The sequence below is a fragment of the Pseudomonas sp. URMO17WK12:I11 genome (assembly GCF_007677725.1).
Classification (GTDB): Bacteria; Pseudomonadota; Gammaproteobacteria; order Pseudomonadales; family Pseudomonadaceae; genus Aquipseudomonas.
In genome coordinates, this window is the sequence record NZ_VEDF01000001.1 from 39156 (window position 1) to 54892 (window position 15737).

General features: G+C 62.6%; 15 protein-coding genes. 9 read left to right on the plus strand and 6 right to left on the minus strand.

The annotated features are described in order from the left end of the window. Window positions 1-3: 3 nt before the first annotated feature. Entirely contained in the window at window positions 4-822 is an 819-nt protein-coding gene (locus tag FS665_RS00160; RefSeq protein ID WP_145181572.1) for a pyruvate, water dikinase regulatory protein, read from the minus strand. A gap of 190 nt (window positions 823-1012) precedes the next feature. On the opposite strand from FS665_RS00160, the gene ppsA reads away from it, so the two are divergent. The 8 genes from ppsA (at window position 1013) to FS665_RS00200 (ending at window position 9075) form a co-directional block, all read left to right on the plus strand. Continuing rightward, the gene (gene ppsA / locus FS665_RS00165; protein ID WP_145181574.1) at window positions 1013-3388 is read left to right on the plus strand and encodes a phosphoenolpyruvate synthase; all 2376 of its coding nucleotides are present in this window, start codon (window positions 1013-1015) and stop codon (window positions 3386-3388) included. A gap of 103 nt (window positions 3389-3491) precedes the next feature. Then, window positions 3492-4484 (plus strand): alpha/beta fold hydrolase, encoded by a 993-nt coding sequence (locus tag FS665_RS00170; RefSeq protein ID WP_256674872.1) that lies wholly within the window; start codon window positions 3492-3494, stop codon window positions 4482-4484. 85 nt (window positions 4485-4569) lie between these two features. Further along, window positions 4570-5061: a ribonuclease E activity regulator RraA gene (rraA, locus tag FS665_RS00175; RefSeq protein WP_145181577.1), complete on the plus strand. Its 492-nt coding sequence runs from the start codon at window positions 4570-4572 to the stop codon at window positions 5059-5061. Window positions 5062-5088: 27 nt separating this feature from the next. Then, on the plus strand, window positions 5089-6084 hold the full coding sequence (locus FS665_RS00180; protein WP_145181579.1) for a zinc transporter ZntB: 996 nt from the start codon (window positions 5089-5091) through the stop codon (window positions 6082-6084). 69 nt (window positions 6085-6153) lie between these two features. After that, on the plus strand, window positions 6154-6417 hold the full coding sequence (locus tag FS665_RS00185; RefSeq protein ID WP_145181581.1) for a CrfX protein: 264 nt from the start codon (window positions 6154-6156) through the stop codon (window positions 6415-6417). A 2-nt stretch (window positions 6418-6419) separates the two neighbouring features. Next, window positions 6420-7244 carry a mechanosensitive ion channel domain-containing protein gene (locus tag FS665_RS00190; RefSeq protein ID WP_145181583.1) on the plus strand — a complete coding sequence of 275 codons (825 nt, stop codon included), beginning with the start codon at window positions 6420-6422 and terminating at the stop codon, window positions 7242-7244. 113 nt (window positions 7245-7357) lie between these two features. Beyond that, the gene (gene sigX, locus FS665_RS00195) at window positions 7358-7924 is read left to right on the plus strand and encodes an RNA polymerase sigma factor SigX (protein ID WP_145181585.1); all 567 of its coding nucleotides are present in this window, start codon (window positions 7358-7360) and stop codon (window positions 7922-7924) included. A 110-nt stretch (window positions 7925-8034) separates the two neighbouring features. Beyond that, entirely contained in the window at window positions 8035-9075 is a 1041-nt protein-coding gene (locus FS665_RS00200; protein WP_145181586.1) for an OmpA family protein, read from the plus strand. An 87-nt stretch (window positions 9076-9162) separates the two neighbouring features. Here the strand turns inward: FS665_RS00200 and FS665_RS00205 are convergent, their stop codons facing one another. The 4 genes from FS665_RS00205 to FS665_RS00220 form a co-directional block, all read right to left on the minus strand. Next, on the minus strand, window positions 9163-10818 hold the full coding sequence (locus FS665_RS00205; protein WP_145181588.1) for a bifunctional protein-serine/threonine kinase/phosphatase: 1656 nt from the start codon (window positions 10816-10818) through the stop codon (window positions 9163-9165). A gap of 9 nt (window positions 10819-10827) precedes the next feature. Continuing rightward, window positions 10828-12039, minus strand: a complete 1212-nt coding sequence (locus FS665_RS00210) for a NarK/NasA family nitrate transporter (protein WP_145181590.1) — start codon at window positions 12037-12039, stop codon at window positions 10828-10830. A gap of 177 nt (window positions 12040-12216) precedes the next feature. Continuing rightward, window positions 12217-12792, minus strand: coding sequence for an ANTAR domain-containing response regulator (locus FS665_RS00215; protein ID WP_145181592.1), 576 nt, complete (start codon window positions 12790-12792; stop codon window positions 12217-12219). An 11-nt stretch (window positions 12793-12803) separates the two neighbouring features. Continuing rightward, a complete protein-coding gene (locus tag FS665_RS00220) occupies window positions 12804-14006 on the minus strand; it encodes a CmpA/NrtA family ABC transporter substrate-binding protein (protein ID WP_145181594.1) in 1203 nt (400 codons plus the stop codon). A 126-nt stretch (window positions 14007-14132) separates the two neighbouring features. On the opposite strand from FS665_RS00220, the gene FS665_RS00225 reads away from it, so the two are divergent. Beyond that, window positions 14133-15158 carry a quinone-dependent dihydroorotate dehydrogenase gene (locus tag FS665_RS00225; RefSeq protein WP_145181596.1) on the plus strand — a complete coding sequence of 342 codons (1026 nt, stop codon included), beginning with the start codon at window positions 14133-14135 and terminating at the stop codon, window positions 15156-15158. Between the two features lie 96 nt (window positions 15159-15254). Here FS665_RS00225 and rmf read toward each other — a convergent pair whose 3' ends face one another. Beyond that, window positions 15255-15470: a ribosome modulation factor gene (gene rmf / locus FS665_RS00230; protein WP_003248687.1), complete on the minus strand. Its 216-nt coding sequence runs from the start codon at window positions 15468-15470 to the stop codon at window positions 15255-15257. Window positions 15471-15737 lie beyond the last annotated feature (267 nt).

Sequence of the window (15737 nt, forward strand, 5' to 3'; positions counted from 1 at the left end):
CTGCTACTTGAACCTGCGTTCCACGCCTTTCTCGACCAGGATCTTCGCTGAAATCTCTTCCACGGAAAAATGCGTGGAGTTGATGTTGGGGATGTTTTCGCGGCGGAACAGGTTCTCGACCTCGCGCACTTCGAATTCGCACTGGGCAAAGCTCGAATAGCGGCTGTTGGGCTTGCGTTCGTGGCGGATGGCGGTCAGGCGGTCGGGGTCGATGGTCAGGCCGAACAACTTGTGCTGGTACTTCTTCAGCACCGCCGGCAATTGCAAACGCTCCATGTCGTCCTCGGTCAACGGGTAGTTGGCCGCACGGATGCCGAACTGCATCGCCATGTACAGGCAGGTCGGGGTCTTGCCGCACCGCGACACGCCAACCAGGATCAGGTCGGCCTTGTCGTAGTAGTGGGTACGCGCGCCGTCGTCGTTGTCCAGCGCGAAGTTCACCGCCTCGATGCGCTCCATGTAATTGGAATTGCCACCGATCGAGTGGGATTTCCCCACCGAATAGGAAGAATGGGCGGTCAGTTCCTGTTCGAGCGGCGACAGGAAGGTCGAGAAGATGTCGATCATGAACCCGTTCGAGGTGGCCAGGATCTCGCGGATGTCCTGGTTGACGATGGTGTCGAAGATGATCGGTCGCATGCCGTCGCGCTCGGCGGCAGCGTTGATCTGCTGCACCATGGTCCGCGCCTTGTCCGGCGAGTCGATGTAGGGACGGGTGAATTTATTGAATGGAATGCTCTCGAATTGAGCGAGCAAGCTCTGACCCAGGGTTTCGGCAGTGATACCGGTGCCATCGGAGATGAAGAACGCGGTTCGTTTCATTTGCGATCTGGGCCTTAAGCTGATGACGTTTCTTGGATATGATAAGTTCGCTTTGCCGAATGCGGCAGTTTGCATTCTGCCATATTTTACGAACCTAATTTCCAGGTACAGGCCACAAGCGTCCGGCCCAGTCAGATCAGGCAGGCGGGCGCCCTTGAGCTTTTCCAATACAGTTAGTGGAGAGATCACCTTGGTAGAGTACGTAGTTTCCCTCGATAAGCTCGGCGTCCACGATGTGGAGCATGTGGGGGGCAAGAATGCATCCCTGGGCGAGATGATCAGCAACCTTGCCGGTGCTGGTGTATCGGTGCCGGGCGGCTTTGCCACTACGGCTCAGGCGTATCGTGATTTCCTCGAACAAAGTGGCCTGAACGACCAGATCCATGCCGCGCTCGATGCGCTGGATGTCGACGATGTCAACGCCCTGGCCAAGACCGGCGCGCAAATCCGCCAGTGGGTGATGGAAGCGCAGTTCCCGGCGCGCCTGGATGCCGAGATCCGCAGCGCGTTCGCCGAAATGGCCCAAGGCAACGACAACATGGCGGTGGCCGTGCGCTCGTCGGCCACCGCCGAGGACCTGCCGGACGCCTCGTTCGCCGGTCAGCAGGAAACCTTCCTCAACATCCGTGGCGTCGACAACGTGATCCGCGCGGCCAAGGAAGTGTTCGCCTCGCTGTTCAACGACCGCGCCATCGCCTACCGCGTGCACCAGGGCTTCGACCACAAGCTGGTGGCCCTGTCGGCCGGCGTGCAGCGCATGGTCCGCTCGGAAACCGGCACTGCCGGCGTGATGTTCACCCTCGATACCGAATCGGGTTTCCGCGATGTGGTGTTCATCACCGGCGCCTACGGCCTGGGCGAAACCGTGGTACAGGGTGCGGTCAACCCTGACGAATTCTATGTGCACAAGCAGACCTTGCAGGCCGGTCGCCCGGCGATCCTGCGCCGCAACCTGGGCAGCAAGGCGATCAAGATGGTCTACGGCGACGAAGCCAAGGCCGGCCGCTCGGTCAAGACCGTCGAGGTCGACCGCGCCGAACGTGCGCGCTTCTGCCTGAGCGACGAGGAAGTCAACGAACTGGCCAAGCAGGCGATGATCATCGAGCAGCACTATCAGCGCCCGATGGACATCGAGTGGGCCAAGGACGGTGACGACGGCAAGCTGTACATCGTCCAGGCACGTCCCGAGACGGTCAAGAGCCGCGCCAGTGCCAACGTCATGGAGCGCTACCTGCTCAAGGAAAAAGGCACCGTGCTGGTCGAAGGCCGCGCCATCGGCCAGCGCATCGGCGCCGGCAAGGTCCGCGTGATCAACGATGTGTCCGAGATGGACAAGGTCCAGCCAGGCGACGTGCTGGTGTCGGACATGACCGACCCGGACTGGGAGCCGGTGATGAAACGCGCCAGCGCCATCGTCACCAACCGTGGCGGGCGTACGTGCCACGCGGCGATCATCGCCCGTGAGCTGGGCATTCCAGCCGTGGTTGGCTGCGGCAACGCCACCCAGGTGCTCAAAGACGGCCAGGGCGTGACCGTTTCCTGCGCCGAAGGCGACACCGGGTTCATCTTCGAGGGCGAGCTGGGCTTCGACGTCAAGCAGAACTCGGTCGATGCCATGCCCGAGCTGCCATTCAAGATCATGATGAACGTCGGCAACCCCGACCGCGCCTTCGACTTCGCTCAGCTGCCCAACGCAGGCGTCGGTCTGGCGCGCCTGGAGTTCATCATCAACCGCATGATCGGCGTGCATCCCAAGGCGCTGCTGAACTACGCCGGCCTGCCGGCCGACCTGAAAGAAAGCGTCGACAAGCGCATCGCTGGCTACGACGACCCGGTCGGCTTCTATGTCGAGAAGCTGGTCGAAGGCATCAGCACCCTGGCGGCGGCCTTCTACCCGAAAAAGGTCATCGTGCGCCTGTCGGACTTCAAGTCCAACGAGTACGCCAACCTGATCGGCGGCAAGCTCTACGAGCCCGAAGAAGAAAACCCGATGCTGGGCTTCCGCGGTGCCTCGCGTTACATCAGCGAATCGTTCCGCGATTGCTTCGAGCTCGAGTGCCGTGCGCTCAAGCGCGTGCGCAACGAGATGGGTCTGACCAACGTCGAGATCATGGTGCCGTTCGTGCGCACCCTGGGCGAGGCCAGCCAGGTCGTCGACCTGCTCGCCGAGAACGGCCTGGCCCGTGGCGACAATGGCCTGCGTGTGATCATGATGTGCGAGCTGCCGTCCAACGCCATCCTCGCCGAAGAGTTCCTCGAGTACTTCGACGGCTTCTCGATCGGCTCCAACGACCTGACCCAGCTGACCCTGGGCCTGGACCGCGACTCGGGGATCATTGCGCACCTGTTCGACGAGCGCAATCCTGCGGTCAAGAAGCTGTTGGCCAACGCCATTGCCGCGTGCAACAAGGCGGGCAAGTACATCGGCATCTGCGGCCAGGGCCCGTCGGACCACCCGGACCTGGCCAAGTGGCTGATGGAACAAGGCATCGAAAGCGTGTCGCTGAACCCGGACTCGGTGCTCGAAACCTGGTTCTTCCTAGCCGAAGGCCCAGGCGCAGCGTGATACGGTGAAATGCGAGGGTGCATCTGGCGCACCCTCGCCTGGTTTTTTTCCAGGGCGAGCTCCAGTAATGGAACCCGCCCTTTTTTGTGCGTTAAGCAACCTTATGCAAAGCAGTAGCAACTTGTTTCCCGTGGCCCTGCTCAGTGCCGAGCGTCGCGGTGATCTCAGTGAAGATGTCTATCGAATCAAGGCCGGCAATGCTGCCGACCCCAGTGTCGAGCTGGCCGTAACCCGTCTGGGCCTGGCCGACCAGGAGCAGCCCCAGGGCGTGCCGGTGATCTTGTTGCACGGCAGTTTCTCCAACCGGCGTTTCTGGTACTCACCCAAGGGGATTGGCCTTGGCGCGTACCTGGCGCGCGCCGGTTTCGATGTGTGGATCGCCGAAATGCGCGGCCACGGCCTGTCGCCGCGCAACCAGCAATGGCAGCGCAATTGCGTCGCCGACTACGCCCGTGACGATCTGCCGGTGATCGGCGCATTCGTGCGTGAGCAATCGGGCCAGGCCCCGCACTGGATAGGTCACTCGCTGGGCGGAACGACGCTGGCGGCGGCGTTGGGTGGTGGGTTCCTGGGCGAGCAACTGGTCGCCAGCGTGGCGCTGTTCGGGACCCAGGTGAGCCGCAGGTACTGGCTGCTGAAAGTGCCACCACTGGTGTGGGGGGCGAAACTGATCCTCAAGCGCTGGGGGCAGATTTCCGGGCCGCGCTTCAAGCGCGGGCCAGAAGACGAACCCCTTGGCCTGGCGTTCGAAAGCCTGCGTTGGCACGGGCTGTTCGGCCGCTTCGGCGACACGCGCAACGACTGGTGGGCGGGCCTTGCGCAGGTGTCCACGCCGCTGCTGGCGGTGGCTGGCGCCGGCGATGCGCAAGACCCGGTGTGGGCGTGTCGCAAGCTCTATGAACAGTGGGGCGGGGCGTGCAAGCAGTTCTTGCGCTTGGGCCGCGAAGAGGGCTTCGAGGCGTTTGGCCATGTCGACATGCTGGTCAGCAAAGCGGCCCAGGTGCAGGTATGGCCACTGGTCGAGCGCTGGTTGCGCGAGCCTGCGCTGGCCGTGCATGTCGCCACGGCGCAGGCCCAACCGCTGGCGCTGAACTGACTGAACGGTCTCGGATGACTGCAACGACCTGGACGGTGTAGCCTTGGCCCATAACCGCTTTCGTTATGACTGACAGGAGCTTGCCATGCAGCATTACGTAACGCCCGACCTGTGCGATGCCTATCCTGACCTGGTTCAGGTGCTCGAACCGATGTTCAGCAACTTCGGTGGCCGTGATTCGTTCGGTGGTCAGATCGTCACCATCAAGTGCTTCGAGGACAACTCACGGGTCAAGGAGCAGGTCGAGCTCGATGGCAAGGGCAAGGTCCTGGTAGTCGATGGCGGCGGTTCGCTGCGCCGTGCCCTGCTCGGCGACATGCTCGCGCAAAAAGCCGCCAGCAACGGCTGGGAAGGCCTGCTGATCTACGGCTGCGTACGTGATGTCGATGTGCTGATCCAGACCGACGTCGGCGTCCAGGCCCTGGCCAGCCATCCGATGAAGACCGACAAGCGCGGCGTTGGCGACCTCAACGTGGCGGTCACGTTTGCCGGCGTCACCTTCCGCCCTGGGGAGTACCTGTATGCCGACAACAATGGCGTGTTGGTCTCGCCCAGCCCGCTGGCTATGCCGCAGTAGTGCGCCGCATGCGCTGATGGAGTGTTGATGTTAGAGGAAGACAACGCGCAGTGGGGGCTGGTGCATGCCCTGGTGCTCGATGGCCAAGGCGGCGCGCGTCCGCTCGCCAGGACCGCGCTGGCCGATTTGCACCTGCAACCCCATGAAAGCCTCTGGCTGCATTGGGATCGTAGCCACCCACAGACGCGCAGCTGGCTGTTGCAGCAAAGTGGCCTGAGTGAATTCGCCTGCGACCTGCTGTTGGAGGAAAACACCCGGCCACGCCTGCTGCCTCAGGCGGGCGAGCAATTGTTGCTGTTTTTGCGCGGGGTCAACCTCAACCCCGGCGCCGAACCCGAAGACATGGTCTCGGTGCGCATTCACGCGCAGGCGCAGCGGGTCATTTCGCTGCGCCTGCGGCCGTTGCGGGCCAGTGACGAGATCTTGCAGCAGCTGGAGGAGGGCCGAGGGCCCAAGTCGGCGTCCGAGCTGTTGTTGCTGATGGGCGAGTTGCTCACCGAGAAGGTTCAGGGGCTGGTCAGCGATCTGGCCGAGTGGGTCGACCTCGAAGAAGAAAAGGTCGAGTCCGACGAGCGCTATACCCCCGAGCAGGGCAGCTTGCAGCAGATCCGCCGCCGGGCTGCCGGCTTGCGGCGTTTTCTGGCCCCGCAGCGCGACATCTATGCGCAATTGTCGCGCAGCAAATGGAGCTGGTTCTGCGACGCCGACGCCGACTACTGGAACGAGCTGAACAACAGCCTGATCCGCTACCTCGAAGAGCTCGAGCTGGCCCGTGAGCGCGCGGCGTTGGTGCTCGAGAGCGAAGACCGCCGCCGCAGCGAGCGCATGAACCGCACCATGTATCGGTTCGGCATCATTACCTGCATCTTCCTGCCGATGAGCTTTGTCACCGGGTTGCTTGGCATCAATGTCGGCGGTATCCCCGGTGCGAGCAGCCCGTATGGCTTTCTGGTCGCCTGCCTGATCGTGCTGGCGCTGGCGGTCGGGCAATGGTGGATGTTCAGGCGGCTGCGCTGGGTATGAAGACGGCGCTGCAGAGTGTGACCGATTGCTCGGCCACCTCGTCTCTGACTGACACTGCGTGAGGTGCCCATGCACGATCCGTTCGAAGAATCTTTGCGTGACCTGCTCAAGGCGTCGCCGTCCGGTGAGGATCGAGACGATGCCGCATGCCTGGGTCGCGTGCTGAAAACGGCCAACCGCCAGGTTGGCGTCGGCGATCTGTTCAGCCTGCTTGGCCGCTGGAGCCAGGCGTTGCTGATCGCCGTGAACAATGGCTCGGCGCATGTTGCGCCGGTGCGCCGACATTCCCCCCGCAACGCTGCCAGCGGCAGCAAAGCAGATAAGGCCGATTGAATATGGAACTCGATCTCTGGACCCAGAGCCTGGTCACCGCCATGACCGCCCTATGGACCAAGGTAGCCAACTTCATCCCCAACCTGTTCGGCGCCTTGGTCGTGGTGCTGCTCGGTTTCGTCGTGGCCAAGCTGCTCGATACCCTGTTGTCCAAGCTGCTGGCCAAATTTGGCCTGGACCGCCTGATGGCGGGCACCGGTTTGACCAAGATGCTCGGCCGGGTCGGCATCCAGGTGCCGATCTCGACCCTGATCGGCAAGATCGTCTACTGGTTCGTGCTGTTGATCTTCCTGGTTTCTGCCGCTGAGTCGCTGGGTCTGGAACGGGTCTCGGCCACCCTCGACATGCTGGCGCTCTACCTGCCGAAGGTGTTCGGCGCGGCGCTGGTGCTGCTGGCCGGCGTCTTGTTGGCGCAGGTCGCCAACGGCCTGGTGCGCGGCGCGGCAGAAGGCATTGGCCTGGAGTATTCGGCAGGGCTGGGGCGCATCACCCAAGGTCTGGTGATCATCATCAGTATCTCGGTGGCCATCAGTCAGCTCGAGGTCAAGACCGACCTGCTCAACCATGTGATCGTGATCGGCTTGATTACCGTTGGTCTGGCCGTTGCGCTTGCCATGGGCCTTGGCAGTCGCGAATTGGCCGGGCAGATTCTGGCGGGCATCTATGTGCGCGAGCTGTATCAGGTCGGCCAGCAGGTGCGTGTTGGCGAGGTCGAGGGCATGATCGAGGAAATCGGTACGGTCAAGACGACGCTGTTGACCGACGCGGGCGAGTTGGTTTCGCTGTCCAACCGCGTGCTCCTCGAGCAGCGCGTCGATAGCCGCTAACCGCACAAAGCTGTTAATGTATGCCGCCGCGAAATCGGCCCCGAGGGGGCTGAGCGGCGACATTGACCTGACTGTCGGCCAGATCCGTTTTGAATAAAGTGCATTCGCCGCCCATGCGTTACGACCCCCGCGAACTCACCGACGAGGAGTTGGTGGCGCGTTCGCATGAGGAGCTGTACCACGTGACCCGCGCCTATGAGGAACTCATGCGGCGCTACCAACGGACCCTGTTCAACGTCTGTGCACGTTATTTAGGGAACGACCGCGACGCTGACGATGTCTGTCAGGAAGTGATGCTGAAGGTGCTGTATGGCCTGAAGAACTTCGAGGGTAAGTCCAAGTTCAAGACCTGGCTTTACAGCATCACCTACAACGAGTGCATCACGCAGTATCGCAAGGAGCGTCGTAAACGCCGGCTGATGGATGCCTTGAGTCTGGACCCTATTGAAGAGGCGTCCGAAGACAAGGCACCGAAACCGGAGGAGAAAGGCGGGCTGGACAGGTGGCTTGTGCATGTGAACCCGATCGATCGGGAGATTCTGGTGTTGCGTTTCGTCGCAGAACTAGAATTCCAGGAAATCGCCGATATCATGCACATGGGCCTGAGCGCAACGAAAATGCGTTACAAGCGTGCGTTAGACAAGCTTCGCGAGAAATTTGCAGGTTTGGATGAAACTTAGTCCCTTGCAAATATCTCTAACGGATCGGTGAGTTCTGCTAGACTTGCCGTCGAGTTGTCCCCCAGGATTTGGTGGGACTGCTTAACTATCACCAGATGGGGATTTAACGGATGAAACTGAAAAACACCTTGGGCCTGGCCATTGGCTCGCTCGTCGCTGCTACTTCGTTCGGCGTTCTGGCTCAAGGCCAAGGCGCGGTCGAAATCGAAGGCAACGTCACCAAGCAGTACTACGACAGCAACCGTAACTTCAAGAACGACGGCACCAACCCTGGTGTTCGCCTCGGTTACTTCCTGACTGACGACGTTTCCCTGGACCTGGGCTACAACGAGACCCACAACGCTCGTGGCGAAGTCTTCAACAAAGACATCAAAGGTTCCAAGGCCAAGCTGGACGCCACCTACCACTTCGGTACCGTTGGCGACGCTCTGCGTCCGTACGTTTCGGCTGGTTTCGCTCACGAGAGCCTGGGTCAGGCCACTCGTAGCGGCCGTGACCACTCCACCTTCGCCAACATCGGCGCTGGCGCCAAGTGGTACATCACCGACATGTTCTTCGCCCGTGCCGGCGTTGAAGCCATGTACAACATCGACAGCCACCAGACCGAGTGGGGTCCAAGCGTGGGTGTTGGTCTGAACTTCGGTGGTAGCGGTGGCAAAGCACCAGCTCCTGCTCCAGCTCCAGTTGCTGAAGTTTGCTCCGACTCCGACAACGATGGCGTGTGCGACAACGTCGACAAGTGCCCAGACACCCCAGCCAACGTAACTGTTGACGCTGATGGCTGCCCGGCTGTTGCCGAAGTCGTTCGCGTTGAGCTGGACGTCAAGTTCGACTTCGACAAGTCGGTCGTCAAGCCTAACAGCTACGGCGACATCAAGAACCTGGCTGACTTCATGAAGCAGTACCCACAAACCACCACCGTGGTTGAAGGTCACACTGACTCCGTAGGTCCAGACGCTTACAACCAGAAGCTGTCCGAGCGTCGTGCCAACGCTGTCAAGCAGGTGCTGACCCAGCAGTACGGCGTAGAATCGAGCCGTGTTGACTCGGTTGGCTACGGCGAAACCCGTCCAGTTGCCGACAACGCCACTGAAGAAGGCCGTGCTGTCAACCGTCGCGTTGAAGCTCAGGTCGAAGCCCAAGCCAAGTAATTTGGTTTAAAGCTTCCACAGAAAAACCCGGCTCCGGCCGGGTTTTTCTTTGCCTGCAATTTAGCCTGTACCGGTTTGGCCATCACCTCAAACGATCAGCAGCAGCAGATTGATCAGCAGTGATACCAGCGCTACCGTGCGCCACACCCTTAACGGCTCGCGTTCCAGCAAAGGCCGAGGGCGGCCCGGTAGTTCCTGACGTTCCCCGCGTTCAAGCAGCAGCAACCATTGCTCGGCGGTTTCAAAACGCAGCGCTGGATTCGCCGCCACCGCTTGCAGCAGGTTGTGCTGCAGCCATTCGGGCAAGTCGGGACGATAGCGTGCCGGGTTATGTGCCTGGGTGAAGCGCGGGCGCTGGAAGGCTTCGACTTCGCCGTAGGGGTAATGCCCAGTGAGCAAGTGATAGAGCGTCACACCGGCCGCGTACAAATCTTGGCGAGGCGAAGGTGGCTGACCTTCGAATGCTTCCGGGGCGATGAAGGACGGCGTACCGGACAATGGCTGCCCACCCGCTTCGGACAGGCCGGGGCAGTAGGCCAGGCCAAAGTCCAGCAAGCGCACTTGCCCATCGTCACCCAGGTGCAGGTTGTCTGGCTTGATGTCGCGGTGCAGCACGTTGCGCCGGTGTAATACGCCAACCGCTTGCAGCAGCTGGCGCGCCACCTCCAGCCACTGCCCCACAGGCAGGGGCCCATGTGCGGCGAAATGCTCGGCAAGCGTCCTGCCGGGGTGCTCGCACATCACGTAATACAGGTGTTGTCGTTGGCTGGCGGCATGCACTTCAGGAAAATGCCGGCCTGCCACGCGGCGTAGAAACCACTCCTCCAACAGCAGCCCTTGCGCGGCGCCCGGCTCCTGCTCGCGTGCGCTTGGCAACGTTTTCATCAGCCATGGGCGGCCCTGCGCATCGTGCACGCGGTAGAGCAGTGATTGCCGGCTGTGAGCCAGGCGCCGCTCGACCCGCCAACCATCGATGAGCTGACCCTCGCGCAGGGCACCGGGCAGCGGCCATTGTTGCACCTGCACCAGCGAATCTGCGAGGTCCGACGCGCCGAGCTGGTCGATGCGCACCAGCACGGCGCTGGCGTTGTCCTGGCTGCCGCTCAAGTGAGCGCTGGCCACCAGCGTATCGGCGGCCACCTGCAGGTCGGGCTGATCGCGCAGGATGGCCTGGATGTGCCGGTCGCCCAGGCTCGCCCAGACGCCGTCGCTGAGCAGCAGGTAGCATTCGCCGGCCTGCAGCTCGCCGTCCAGGTAGTCGACCAGCAGATGCTCGTCCAGGCCTAATGCGCGCTTGAGCACATGCTGCATACCCGGCTGGTCCCAGACATGATCGGTGCTCAGGCACTGCAGCCGTTGCGCGTGCCAACGGTAGGCGCGGCAGTCGCCGACATGGGCCAGGGTGAAGCGTCGCCCGCGCAGCACCAGCGCGCTGAGGGTGGTCAGCAAGGGCTGGCCGCCCTGGGCGCGCAGCCAGCGGTTCTGCGCCAGCAACAGACGGTCCAACGCTTGCGCCACGCCCCAGGTGGCGGGGGTGGCGTAGTAGTCCAAGGCCAGCGCCTGCAAGCTTGCGCGCGCCGCCAGGCCGCCGTCGGCGCACTGACTGACGCCGTCGGCGAGCGCGAGCAGGTAGCCTTTGCTGGCGGCCAGTTCAGGCGCCGGGGTGACCAGGCGCAGGGCGTCCTGGTTCTCAGGGCGAGGCCCGGTGGCACTGGCCTGGGCGAAAGTCAGTTGCAGGGGCATGGGGCTAGCTCAGACACGCGCCGCGGTGATCGCAGCCGAGCCCCAGGTAGTGCGCCAGCGCTGCTTGACGCCATGCAGGCCAAACCAGGCCAGCAGTCCAAGGCTGGCGAACAGCCACAGGCCTAGCTGGTAGTCACCGCTGTGCTGCTTGATGGCGCCGAGCCCCGCTGCCAGCAGAAAGCCACCGATGCCGCCGGCCATGCCGATCAGCCCGGTCATCACGCCGATCTCCTGGCGAAAACGCTGCGGCACCAGTTGGAACACGGCGCCATTGCCAGCGCCAAGGCCGAGCATGGCGCTGACGAACAAGGCCAGGGCCGCCGCGGCGCTGGGCAGGTTGAATCCCACCGCCGCGATGCACACGGCTGCCACGGCGTACATCCCGAGCAAGGTGCGGATCCCGCCAAAGCGATCGGCCAACGCACCGCCCAACGGGCGCATCAAGCTGCCGGCGAAGACACAGGCAGCGGTGTAGTAACCCGCGGTTACCGGGCTCAGCGCGTACTGGTCGCTGAAATAGCCGGGCAGCGCGCTGGCCAGGCCGATGAAGCCGCCGAAGGTCACGCTGTAGAAAAACATGAACCACCAGCTGTCGCGGTCGCCCAGGGCTTTTAAGTAGTCGGCTGCCGCCTTCGGCTTGGGCCGTTGCGGCGCATTACGCGCAAGCAGGGCGAAAACAGCCAGGGCCACCAGTAAAGGAATCACCGCCAGGCCGAACACGTTGTTCCAGCCATACGCTGCGGCCAGCAGCGGCGCCAGCAAGGCGGCGAACACGGTGCCGGAATTGCCGGCGCCCGCGATGCCCATCGCCTTGCCCTGATGCTGGGGTGGGTACCATTGCGAGGCAAGCGGCAGCGACACCGCGAACGAGGCGCCGGCCACGCCCAGGCATACGCCCAGCAGCAGGGCGTGTTGGTACGTCTGTATGCCCAGGTACCATGCGCCAGTCAGCGCCACGATGACGATCACCTGGCCGATCAGGCCGGCGGTTTTCGGTGACAGCCGATCGACCAGCACGCCCATGACCAGACGCAGGACGGCACCGGCGAGAATAGGCGTCGCCACCATCAGTCCGCGTTGCTGGGCGCTGAGTTCCAGGTCAACGGCGATCTGTACCGCCAGCGGCCCCAGCAGGTACCAGACCATGAAGCTCAGGTCGAAATATAAAAACGCTGCGAACAGTGTCGGCACATGTCCGGATTTCCAGAAACTGTCACTCATTGAACACCTCACTGGTTACTGCAACGGAAACGAAAAGACGCCGCTACCCGGGCCACTGGCGTGGAGGGTGAGCGACGTCTTTGTCGGGGGGGCTTGGCGGCAACCGCCGTTGGCTACCAGTGGTATATGTTCAGCAAGAGCCGGGCCAACTCGCCTGCCTGGGCAGTGTCCGGCCGATCAGCCGAGCATTTCGTGCATGGCAATGATCTGCTCGGCTACTTGGATCAGCTTCTGTTGGCGGCTCATGGCCTGACGCCGCATCAAGGTGTAGGCTTGCTCCTCATTGCACTCTTTCATTCTCATCAGCAAGCCCTTGGCCTGCTCGATGCGCTTGCGTTCGGCCAGTTGCTGATCACGGGCCAGCAACTGGGCCTTGAGCGCCTGGTCGCTCTCGAAACGGGCCATGGCGACATCGAGGATCGGCTGCAGGCGCGCCGCCTGGATGCCCTCGACGATATAGGCACTGACCCCGGCCTGGATGGCCTGGCGCATCATCGCCGGGTCGTGCTCGTCGGTGAACAGCACGATCGGTCGCGGTTGGTCGCGGCTCACCAGCACCACGTGTTCCATGACATCGCGGTCTGGGGAGTCGGTATCGATCAGCACCACATCCGGATGCACTGTTTCGACGCAGGCGGGCAGGTCGATGGTCAGCTCGGGGGCTTCGATGACCTCGAAGCCAGCCTGGCACAAAGCCGCCTTGAGGCGACCGAGTTTATTCCGGGTATCGTCGATCAGCAGGATTCGCAGCATCGCCAGGCTCCTCATAGGCTGATCTGCGCAGCGCCCGTGTCGCTCATGGCGTGAAGGCGGAAGCTGCGGGCATAGGCGAACGGATCGCTGCCATCCCAGTGGCTGCCATCGATCAGCACACTGCTGCGCATGGCCTGGGCAGGGCAGGGCACCGCCACGGCGCTGGCGGCCTCGCGGTAGAGCTGCAGTTGCTGCACCTGACCGGCCACGGCCACATAGTCGGGGTCGTCGCGCAGCAGGCCCCAGCGGCGGAACTGGGTCATGAACCACATGCCATCGGACAGGTACGGCAGGTTGGCGCGGCCATCATCGTGCAGGCGCAAGGGATGGGCGTCATGCCAGCGGTTGCCCAGGCCATCTTGATAATCGCCGTGCAGGCGTGGCTCGACCGTGTCTAGCGGCATGTCGAGGTAAGCATCGCCGCTCAACAAGCGGGCGGTGCTTTGGCGATTCTGCGGGGTTTGTTCGATGAACCGACTGGCCGCCAGGATTGCCTTGATCAGCGCCCGTGCGCTGTTGGGGTATTGCTCGATGAAGGCGCGTGCGCAGCCCAGTACCTTTTCCGGGTGATCTGGCCATACCGATTGACTGGTCGCCAGGGTGAAGCCCTGGCCGCGACTCACGGCGGCGCCCGCCCACGGTTCTCCAACGCAAAAGCCATCGATGCGCCCGGCTTCGAGGTGAGCAGCCATCTGCGCAGGCGGCACCACTACGCTGTGCACGTCGTGCAACGGATGGATGCCGTGGCTGGCCAGCCAATAGTAGAGCCACATGGCGTGGGTGCCGGTGGGGAAGGTTTGGGCAAAGGTCAGGCGTGCGCCGCTCTGGTGCACGCGTCTAGCCAATGCGCCAGGGCTGGTCACGCCCTGGCGCTGCAGTGCGGGCGACAAGTTGATGGCCTGGGCATTCTGGTTCAGTCCCATCAGCACCGCCATCTCGCGTGCCGGTACGCCGCCAATACCCAGGTGTACGGCATAGACCAATCCGTATAGACAATGGGCGGCATCCAGCTCACCGCTGGCCAGCTTGTCGCGCAGACTGGCCCATGACCCCTGGCGCCTGAGGTTCAGCGTCAGCCCGTGCTGTTGGGCAAAACCTTGGGTGGCCGCAACCACCACCGAGGCGCAGTCGCTCAACGCCATGAAGCCGATCTCCAGGCTGGGTTTCTCTGGCGCGTCGCTGCCGTTGACCCAGGCAAGTGGTGCAGTGTTCACGTAAGTCTGGCCTCGCAATCCATCGGCTTTTGCCAGGGAAGTAGCAACCGATGTGCCAAGCCCCTGTCATGGTGCACGCGTGCTGGCTATAATCGCTGCCTCACTTGCCCCGAGCCTTGCCCGCCCATGTATACCCTGGCCCGCCAGCTGCTGTTCAAGCTTTCCCCGGAAACCTCCCATGACCTGTCGCTGGACCTGATCGGTGCCGGTGGCCGCCTGGGTCTCAACGGCAAGCTTTGCAAGCAGCCGGCTGCGCTGCCGGTGACGGTCATGGGTTTGAATTTCGCCAACCCAGTAGGGCTGGCGGCAGGTCTGGACAAGAACGGCACGGCGATCGATGGCTTCGCTCAGCTGGGCTTCGGCTTCGTCGAAATCGGCACCGTGACCCCTCGTGCGCAGCCGGGTAACCCCAAACCGCGGCTGTTCCGCCTGCCCGAGGCTACGGCGATCATCAACCGCATGGGTTTCAACAACCTCGGTGTCGATCACCTGCTCGAGCGCGTGCGCGCCGCGCGTTACGCCGGGGTGCTGGGGATCAATATCGGCAAGAATTTCGACACGCCTGTCGAGCGCGCCGTCGACGACTACCTGATCTGCCTGGACAAGGTCTACGGTGACGCCAGTTATGTCACCGTCAATGTCAGCTCGCCGAATACGCCTGGGCTGCGCAGCCTGCAGTTCGGTGACTCACTCAAGCAGCTGCTCGACGCCTTGGCCGAGCGCCGCGAGCAACTGGCTGTCAGCCATGGCAAGCGGGTGCCGCTGGCGATCAAGATCGCGCCGGACATGAGCGATGAGGAAACCGCCCTCGTCGCCAGCGCGTTGCTGGCCTCGGGAATGGATGCGGTTATCGCCACCAACACCACGCTGGGCCGTGAAGGCGTCGAAGCGCTGGAACAGGGCGGGGAGGCCGGTGGGCTGTCGGGGGCGCCGGTATTGCAGAAGAGCACCCATATCGTCAGGGTGCTGGCTGCAGAGCTGGCGGGCAAGCTGCCGATCATCGCCGCTGGCGGCATCACCGAGGGTCGCCACGCTGCTGAGAAAATCGCCGCAGGGGCCAGCCTGGTGCAGATCTATTCAGGTTTCATCTACAAGGGGCCGGCGCTGATTCGTGAGGCGGTGGATGCCATCGCGGCAATGCCAAGGGCCTGAGCGCGGCAATAAAAAGGGCCCCTGAAAAGGGGCCCTTGGGCCGCAGCCCGCCGCCCGGATAGGGCGCGCATGGTGACTCGAATTCAGTGTCCTCGTTCAGCCAACGGCGTGATTTTCGTTGAGTCTATGGATGCCCGCGGTGCCTGTCATGCCATCCCAGTTATCACCGCGACCCTCTCGCCAGCCGTTGATCCAGGCTTGGCGAACAGAAGGAAGATTGAAAGGGCACAGTTCTCGGGATTTGCCGGTTACCCCGTATTGGTAGCCACGTGAATATGCTCTTTCCAACGGATCACGCTTAAGTCTTCTCATAGGGTGTTGCCCTCACTTGTTGACTGTAATGTCCCGTCGACCTCTCCGAGGCCGGGCAGAGTCTTTCTGCCGGTTGTAGCGCCCGCTGCCGGCGTGGCGGGCTGAAAGTGCCGTTTCGTTGCGAAGCGGCCTGAGCCCAGTTCTAACCAAAGCAAGTGACCCTGTGAATGATCGTTTTGTCATAAGCACGTAACCTTTCCAAGGGTGAGGGGATAAGTAAATAAATGCGACTCAACCTTATTAACCGATAGTCCCGCTGTCACAGGG